General features: G+C 72.2%; 8 protein-coding genes. 7 read left to right on the forward strand and 1 reads right to left on the reverse strand.

Features of this window, described 5'->3' with window-relative positions; genetic code table 11:
- Nucleotides 1-344: 344 nt before the first annotated feature.
- The 5 genes from ASF38_RS04020 (at nt 345) to ASF38_RS04040 (ending at nt 4,501) form a co-directional block, all read left to right on the forward strand.
- The gene (locus tag ASF38_RS04020) at nt 345-965 is read left to right on the forward strand and encodes a hypothetical protein (RefSeq protein ID WP_056556523.1); all 621 of its coding nucleotides are present in this window, start codon (nt 345-347) and stop codon (nt 963-965) included.
- Nucleotides 962-1,258 carry a transcriptional regulator gene (locus ASF38_RS04025; RefSeq protein WP_055962972.1) on the forward strand — a complete coding sequence of 99 codons (297 nt, stop codon included), beginning with the start codon at nt 962-964 and terminating at the stop codon, nt 1,256-1,258. The genes ASF38_RS04020 and ASF38_RS04025 overlap by 4 nt, the downstream gene beginning before the upstream one ends.
- Complete coding sequence (locus ASF38_RS04030) at nt 1,255-2,133, forward strand: ABC transporter ATP-binding protein (protein WP_055962968.1); 879 nt, start codon at nt 1,255-1,257, stop codon at nt 2,131-2,133. The genes ASF38_RS04025 and ASF38_RS04030 overlap by 4 nt, the downstream gene beginning before the upstream one ends.
- A 35-nt stretch (nt 2,134-2,168) precedes the next feature.
- Entirely contained in the window at nt 2,169-2,954 is a 786-nt protein-coding gene (locus ASF38_RS04035) for an ABC transporter permease (protein WP_055962965.1), read from the forward strand.
- A 173-nt stretch (nt 2,955-3,127) separates the two neighbouring features.
- Complete coding sequence (locus ASF38_RS04040) at nt 3,128-4,501, forward strand: FAD-dependent oxidoreductase (RefSeq protein WP_055962959.1); 1,374 nt, start codon at nt 3,128-3,130, stop codon at nt 4,499-4,501.
- 60 nt (nt 4,502-4,561) lie between these two features.
- On the opposite strand, the gene ASF38_RS04045 is transcribed toward ASF38_RS04040, so the two are convergent.
- Nucleotides 4,562-4,978, reverse strand: coding sequence for a hypothetical protein (locus ASF38_RS04045; protein ID WP_056573806.1), 417 nt, complete (start codon nt 4,976-4,978; stop codon nt 4,562-4,564).
- A 145-nt stretch (nt 4,979-5,123) separates the two neighbouring features.
- Here ASF38_RS04045 and ASF38_RS04050 point away from each other — a divergent pair, with 145 nt between their 5' ends.
- Nucleotides 5,124-5,984 carry a 3-hydroxybutyryl-CoA dehydrogenase gene (locus ASF38_RS04050; RefSeq protein WP_055962953.1) on the forward strand — a complete coding sequence of 287 codons (861 nt, stop codon included), beginning with the start codon at nt 5,124-5,126 and terminating at the stop codon, nt 5,982-5,984.
- The coding region (locus tag ASF38_RS04055) for a GNAT family N-acetyltransferase (RefSeq protein WP_200914393.1) at nt 5,985-6,363 on the forward strand (379 nt) is incomplete at its 3' end.

Here is a 6,363-nt window from a genome sequence, read left to right on the forward strand (position 1 = left end):
CGCTGTCGTCGGCGGCCTCGCTGGTGGCCGAGCTCGAGGAGGACGAGCCGGCGTCGGAGTCGGCGTCGCTCCCGCACGCGGCGGTGAAGAGCAGGGTCGAGGTGGCCGTCAGGGCCAGGAGGGCCTTCTGGTGGCGGCGCAGGGTCATGGGTCTCTCCAGTCAGTCGGGCTGGGACGCGGATGTGGTTGCGTCGTCAACCAGCCCAACGGACCCGACCTCCGCGAGGTTCCATCCTCGCGCACTCCACAGCGGGAGCACAGCACCCGGGACCCCGCACGGTCTTGACCTTCTCCACGGGTCCGTGCAAACTACTTTGCATGACAAACTGCTTTGCGGACGCATCATGACCGACGACGACCGCACCCCCGACCTCGCCGAGAGCTGGGCGCTGATCGAGTCCGAGCGCGAGCGCGCCCGACGTTCGGTCCGCGTCGACGAACGGGTGGTCTACGGCGTCTGGGCGCTGGCCTGGGGCGTCGGCTACCTGGCCCTGTTCGTGTGGGCCGGCCCGGAGGGGCAGCCGGGACTGCCCGGACCGATCGTCTTCGGCGTGCTCATCGTGGCCGCCATCGTGGTCACGGTCGCGCACATCGAGGGCCGGACGCGCGGTACCGGCGGGCCCGACGCCGAGACCAACGCGATGCTCGGCTGGGCGTGGCCCCTCGGCTTCATCGGCAGCAGCCTCACGGCGGGCGCGATCGGACGCGCCGGCATCGAGGGCGACGCCGCGGCCATCGTCTACAACGGCCTGCCGTGCCTCGTCGTCGCGTGCCTCTACATGGGCACCGGCGCGGCCCTGCGCGACCGACGCCAGCTCGTCCTCGGCGGCTGGATCGCGGTCACCGTGGGGATCGCCTCCTTCGTCGGCGGCGCACACCTGTACCTGGCCATGGCGGTGCTCGGCGGCGGCGGGTTCGCCGTCGCGACCGTGGCGGCGGCACGCGACCGGGCGGGGCGCCCGTGAGCGAGCTCGACCCCGTCATCCACGCGCAGGCCCGCCTCCGGGTCACGGCCTTCCTGGCCGTGCTCGAGCCCGGCGAGACGCTCACCTTCCCCCGCCTGCAGAAGGAGCTCGGCATGACCGCCGGCAACCTCTCCACGCACCTGCGCAAGCTCGAGGACGCCGGCTACGTCGAGCAGACCAAGACCATCAACGGACGCAGCCCCGTCACCTACGTCGGCCTCACCGACACGGGCCGCACGGCCTTCGAGACCTACACCCGCACGCTCCGTCAGCTCATCCAGGGGGACTCATGACCAGCACACCCGTCCTGACCATCGACCACGTCAGCCGCTCGTTCGGCGACCGACCCGCCGTCGACGACGTCAGCCTGGAGGTCCGTGCCGGGCAGGTCGTCGGCCTGCTCGGACCCAACGGTGCGGGCAAGACCACGCTGCTGTCGATGGTCTCCGGGCTGCGCACGCCCGACACCGGCACGGTCCGCGTGCTCGGGCTCGACCCCCGTCGGCCGGCACACCGTGCCGTGATCGGCGTGACGCCCCAGGAGACCGGACTGCCCGAGTCCCTCACCGCCGCGGAGGTCGTGCGCTTCGTGGCCGACCACCACGCGGACCCGCTCCCGACCCTGGAGGCGCTGGACCGGTTCGGCATCGCCGAGCTCGCCGACCGGCGGTGCGGGGGCCTGTCCGGTGGGCAGAAGCGACGCCTCGCCTGCGCGCTCGCCCTCGTGGGACGCCCCGCCCTGGTCCTGCTCGACGAGCCGACGACCGGGCTCGACGTCGACGCCCGGCACGCTCTCTGGCGGGGCATCCGCGCCCACCGCGACGACGGCGTGGCCGTCCTGCTGACCAGCCACCACCTCGAGGAGGTCGAGGAGCTGTCCGACCGCGTGGCCGTCATGGCCGAGGGGCGGGTGCTCGTCGACGACACCCTCGAGCGTGTGCTCGGCCGGGTCGACGTGGACCGGCTCTCCTGGTCCGGCACCACGGGCCGCGTGGCCGAGCTCGACGGCGTGGTGGACGTCCAGGTCGACGGTGACCAGGTGGTCGTCCTCGCCCGCGACGCCGACCTCGTCGTCCGGGCCCTCGTCGACGGCGCCGCCGACTTCGCCCGACTGCGTGTCCGCGGCGCCTCGCTCGAGGACGCCTTCACCCACCTCACCGCCGCCTGACCCACCCAGCCCATCCAGCGTCCACGGGGGACCCCATGACCACGACCACTACCGCACCACGGCGCACCGCACCCGCGCTGCGCATCACCCTCGCCCACACCCGGCTGTCCGTCCTCGAGGCGCTGCGCGAGCCGATCGTCATCGTGAGCACCGTGGCCTTCCCGGCCCTCGTGCTGCTGTGCTTCGTCGTGCCGCAGCGCGCGGTCGCGGGCGACCCGTCCGCAGCGACCGCCGCCACCGGCCAGATCGCGCTCTTCTCGATCGTGTCGGTCTGCCTGTTCACCTACGGCGCCGGCATCGCCGAGGACCGGCAGCGACCCTTCGACACGTTCATCCGGTCGCTCCCCGCCGGCCCCGTGGCGCCGTTGGTGGCCCGGATCGTCACCGGCGTGGTGCTGAGCGCCCTGGGCCTGCTGCCGGTCGCCGTGATCTCGACGTTGCTCACCGACGCGGACGTCCCTCTCCTTCGCCTGCCATGGGTGGGTCTGACGCTGCTGACCTGCGGCGTCCCGTTCCTCGTGATCGGCTTCGCCATCGGGTACTCGCTGCGCCCGAAGGCCGCGCTGGCCGTGGCCCAGATCGTGCTGTTCCCGCTCGCCTTCCTGGGCGGGTTGTTCGTCCCGCCCGAGACCTTCCCGTCGTGGCTCGACGCCGCCTCGCAGGCCACGCCCACCCGAGCGGCGCGCGACCTCGTCGTCTCGTCGATGACGGGGTCGGGCGGCGAGGCCACCCAGCTGCTGGTCCTGCTCGGCTGGACGCTGGCCGCCGGCGCGGTCACCGTCTGGGCGTTCCGCCGCGACGAGGGTCGTCGCTTCCGCTGACCGGGCGAGCCGAGCCCCCGATCACCGGACGACTCGCCGGGCTCGGCCGCGCTCGACGTGGGCGATCTCGCACCGCGGACGACTGCGCAGGGTTGGTGCGGAGAACTTAGGATGGCCTCATGCACACCGCATGATCCGGTCGGTGTGCCCGCAAGCCCCCAGGAGTCACACTGATGAGCAGGAAGCTCAGGGTCGCGATCGTCGGCGCCGGCCCCGCCGGCGTCTACGCCGCCGACATCCTCACCAAGTCCGAGGTCCCCGCACCCTTCGAGGGCGCGAGCGTCGACCTCCTCGAGCGCGACCCCACGCCCTTCGGGCTGATCCGCTACGGCGTCGCGCCGGACCACCCGCGCATCAAGGAGATCGTCAAGGCGCTCAAGCGCGTCATGGCCAACGACGACATCCGCTTCTTCGGCAACGTCGCGTTCGGCGACGACCTGAAGCTCGACGACCTGCGTCAGTTCTACGACGCCGTCGTGTTCGCCACCGGCGCGCGCCGCGACCGCGATCTCGACATCCCCGGCATCGACCTCGACGGCTCGCACGGTGCCGCCGACTTCGTGTACTGGTACGACGGGCACCCCGACGTCGACCGCGAGTGGCCCTTCCAGCCGCACCAGGAGTCCGTCGCGGTGCTCGGCGTGGGCAACGTCGGCCTCGACGTCTCGCGCATCCTGGCCAAGACGGCCGAGGAGCTGCTGGTCACCGAGATCCCCGACAACGTCTACGAGGGCCTGAAGAAGAACGTGACGAAGGACGTGCACGTGTTCGCGCGCCGCGGTCCCGCGCAGGTCAAGTTCACGCCCATGGAGCTGCGCGAGCTCAGCCACTCCCCGACCATCGACGTCATCGTCCACCCCGAGGGCTTCGAGCTCGACGAGGGCTCCCTCGAGGCGATCCGGGCCGCGAAGAGCCAGAAGCTCGTCGTCGACGTGCTGCAGAACTACCTGGCCAAGGAGCCCACGGGCGCCCCGCACCGCATCCACATCCACTTCTGCCAGAACCCCGTGGAGATCCTCGGCGAGGACGGCAAGGTCGTGGGTCTGCGCACCGAGGTCACCGAGCTCGACGGCACGGGCAACGTCCGCGGCACGGGCGAGCTCGTGGACTGGCCGGTCCAGGCCGTCTACCGGGCCGTCGGCTACTACTCCGACAACCTGCCCGGCCTGCCCTTCGACATCACCGCCGGCGTCGTGCCCAACGACGGCGGCCGGGTCGTGGAGATCGACGGCTCCGCCCTGCCGGGTGCCTACGTCACCGGCTGGATCAAGCGCGGACCGGTCGGCCTCATCGGCCACACCAAGTCCGACGCGGCCCAGACGATCTCGATGCTGCTCGAGGACGCTCCCACGCTCGCCCAGGCGGCGCAGCCGGAGCCCCAGTCCGTCGACGCCTACCTCGACTCGCGCGGCCTGGAGTACACGACGTGGGAGGGCTGGGAGAAGCTCGACGCCCACGAGATGGGCCTCGGCGAGGCCCACGAGCACGAGCGCGAGCGCGTGAAGGTCGTGCCCCGTGAGGACATGGTCAGCATCGCCCGCTCCTGACGCAGCCCCGAGCACGAGGGGTCGGCCGCACGCGGTCGGCCCCTCGTGCCGTGTCCGGGGTCAGTCGGGCTGGAGGGCGAGCAGCTGCAGGTGGCACGGGCCGTCCGGCGAGGACGTGGGGATCTCGTCGAGCCTGAACCGCACCTTCGTCCCGGCGGCGACGTCGACCAGCCGGCGGGTGGTGGCCGGTCCCGCGCCGTCGGCCGGCCCCACCTGGGCGCTCACCTGGTAGCTGACCGGGTTCTTGGTGGGGTTCGAGACGACGCCGACCGCAGCCCAGACGCCGTCGTCGTCGGGGTTGCACCGGACCCCGGAGAGCAGCTCGGGCACGGGCGTTCCCGCCGGCAGGCCGCCGGCCGTGGGCGAGGCGGTCGCCGTGGGCTTCGTGGCGGGCTGGGGGTCGTCGCCGCTGCAGCCCGCCGTCAGCACCGCGACGGCCAGGATCGGGGCCAGCAGGGCCGGACGACGTGCACGCATGGCCCCATCCCACCACGTCGACCCCGCTCGTCCGGCCGCACCACGCGCCTGCATCACACCTGAGGGTCGCCTCACGTTCGCACGTCGGCGTCCCGTACGCTGGAGATCGTTGGACGTCCGAGCAATCGAGGGTGAGGAAGAGACGATGACGATCGCGCGACTGGGTGTCGTCGGGGGCGGACTCATGGGGTCCGGCATCACGGAGGTCGGCGCCCGCGCGGGCCTGTCCGTGGTCACGGTGGAGGTCGACGACGACGCCGCCAAGCGTGCCGCGGAGCGGGTCGAGGGCTCGCTGCGCCGGGCCGAGAAGCGCGGCAAGATGACGCCTGAGGACGTCGCGGAGACGCTCGAGCGGGTCACGTTCACGGCCGACCTGGAGGCGCTGGCCGACCGCGACCTGGTGGTCGAGGCCGCCAGCGAGGACGAGCAGACGAAGCTCGAGCTGTTCCGCACCCTCGGCTCGCTCCTGGAGTCCGACGACGCCGTCCTCGCGTCGAACACGTCGTCCATCCCGATCGTCAAGCTCGGCGCCGTGTCGGGTCGCGCCGACCGCGTGATGGGGGTGCACTTCTTCAACCCGGCACCGGTCATGAAGCTGGTCGAGCTCATCCCGTCGCTCACCACGAGCCCCGAGACGCTGCAGCGCATGCAGTCGTTCGTCTCCGAGACGCTCGGCAAGGAGCCGATCGAGGCCACCGACCGGGCCGGCTTCGTGGTCAACAGCCTGCTCGTGCCGTACCTGCTGTCGGCGATCCGCATGTACGAGGCGGGGTACGCCTCGGCGGCCGACATCGACTCCGGCATGGTGCTCGGGTGCGGGCACCCGATGGGCCCCCTGGCGCTGGCCGACCTGATCGGTCTCGACACCGTGCGCGCCATCGGCGTCTCGATGTACGACGAGTTCAAGGAGCCCCTCTACTCCCCGCCCCCGGTCCTCGACCGCATGGTCGACGCGGGCCTGCTCGGCAAGAAGTCCGGCCACGGGTTCTACCCCTACGATCGCTGAGTGCCCGACGACGAGATCATCCGCCCGCGCCTGGCTGACCTCGCCTGGCCGCGGCGCACGTCGCGCCTGACGCTGCGTCCGCTCACCGTCGACGACGTCGACGCGGTGCTCGCGTACCGGTCCGACCCCGACGTCGGTCGCTGGCTCGGGCGTCCGGCCCGCTCGCGGGAGGAGGTGATGGCCTCCCACTTCACCGAGCAGGACCTCCCGCACTCGCTGGCCGTCGAGATCGAGGGCGCCGTCGTCGGCGACATGATGCTGGTGGTGGAGGACGCCTGGGCCCAGCGCGACGTCCGTGAGCAGGCTCGGGGTTCCGTCGCGGTGCTCGCCTGGGTGCTGTCGCCGGTCCACCACGGTCGCGGCCTCATGACGGAGGCGG

It is taken from the genome of Aeromicrobium sp. Leaf272 (assembly GCF_001422865.1).
In the GTDB taxonomy this organism is placed as follows: domain Bacteria; phylum Actinomycetota; class Actinomycetes; order Propionibacteriales; family Nocardioidaceae; genus Aeromicrobium.

Excerpts from the sequence above, each read along its gene's own strand:
- ASF38_RS04050 (WP_055962953.1), top strand. The coding sequence starts at position 5,124 with ATGACGATCGCGCGACTGGGTGTCGTCGGGGGCGGACTCATGGGGTCC.
- ASF38_RS04020 (WP_056556523.1), top strand. The coding sequence starts at position 345 with ATGACCGACGACGACCGCACCCCCGACCTCGCCGAGAGCTGGGCGCTG.
- ASF38_RS04040 (WP_055962959.1), top strand. The coding sequence starts at position 3,128 with ATGAGCAGGAAGCTCAGGGTCGCGATCGTCGGCGCCGGCCCCGCCGGC.
- ASF38_RS04045 (WP_056573806.1), bottom strand. The coding sequence starts at position 4,978 with ATGCGTGCACGTCGTCCGGCCCTGCTGGCCCCGATCCTGGCCGTCGCG.
- ASF38_RS04030 (WP_055962968.1), top strand. The coding sequence starts at position 1,255 with ATGACCAGCACACCCGTCCTGACCATCGACCACGTCAGCCGCTCGTTC.
- ASF38_RS04035 (WP_055962965.1), top strand. The coding sequence starts at position 2,169 with ATGACCACGACCACTACCGCACCACGGCGCACCGCACCCGCGCTGCGC.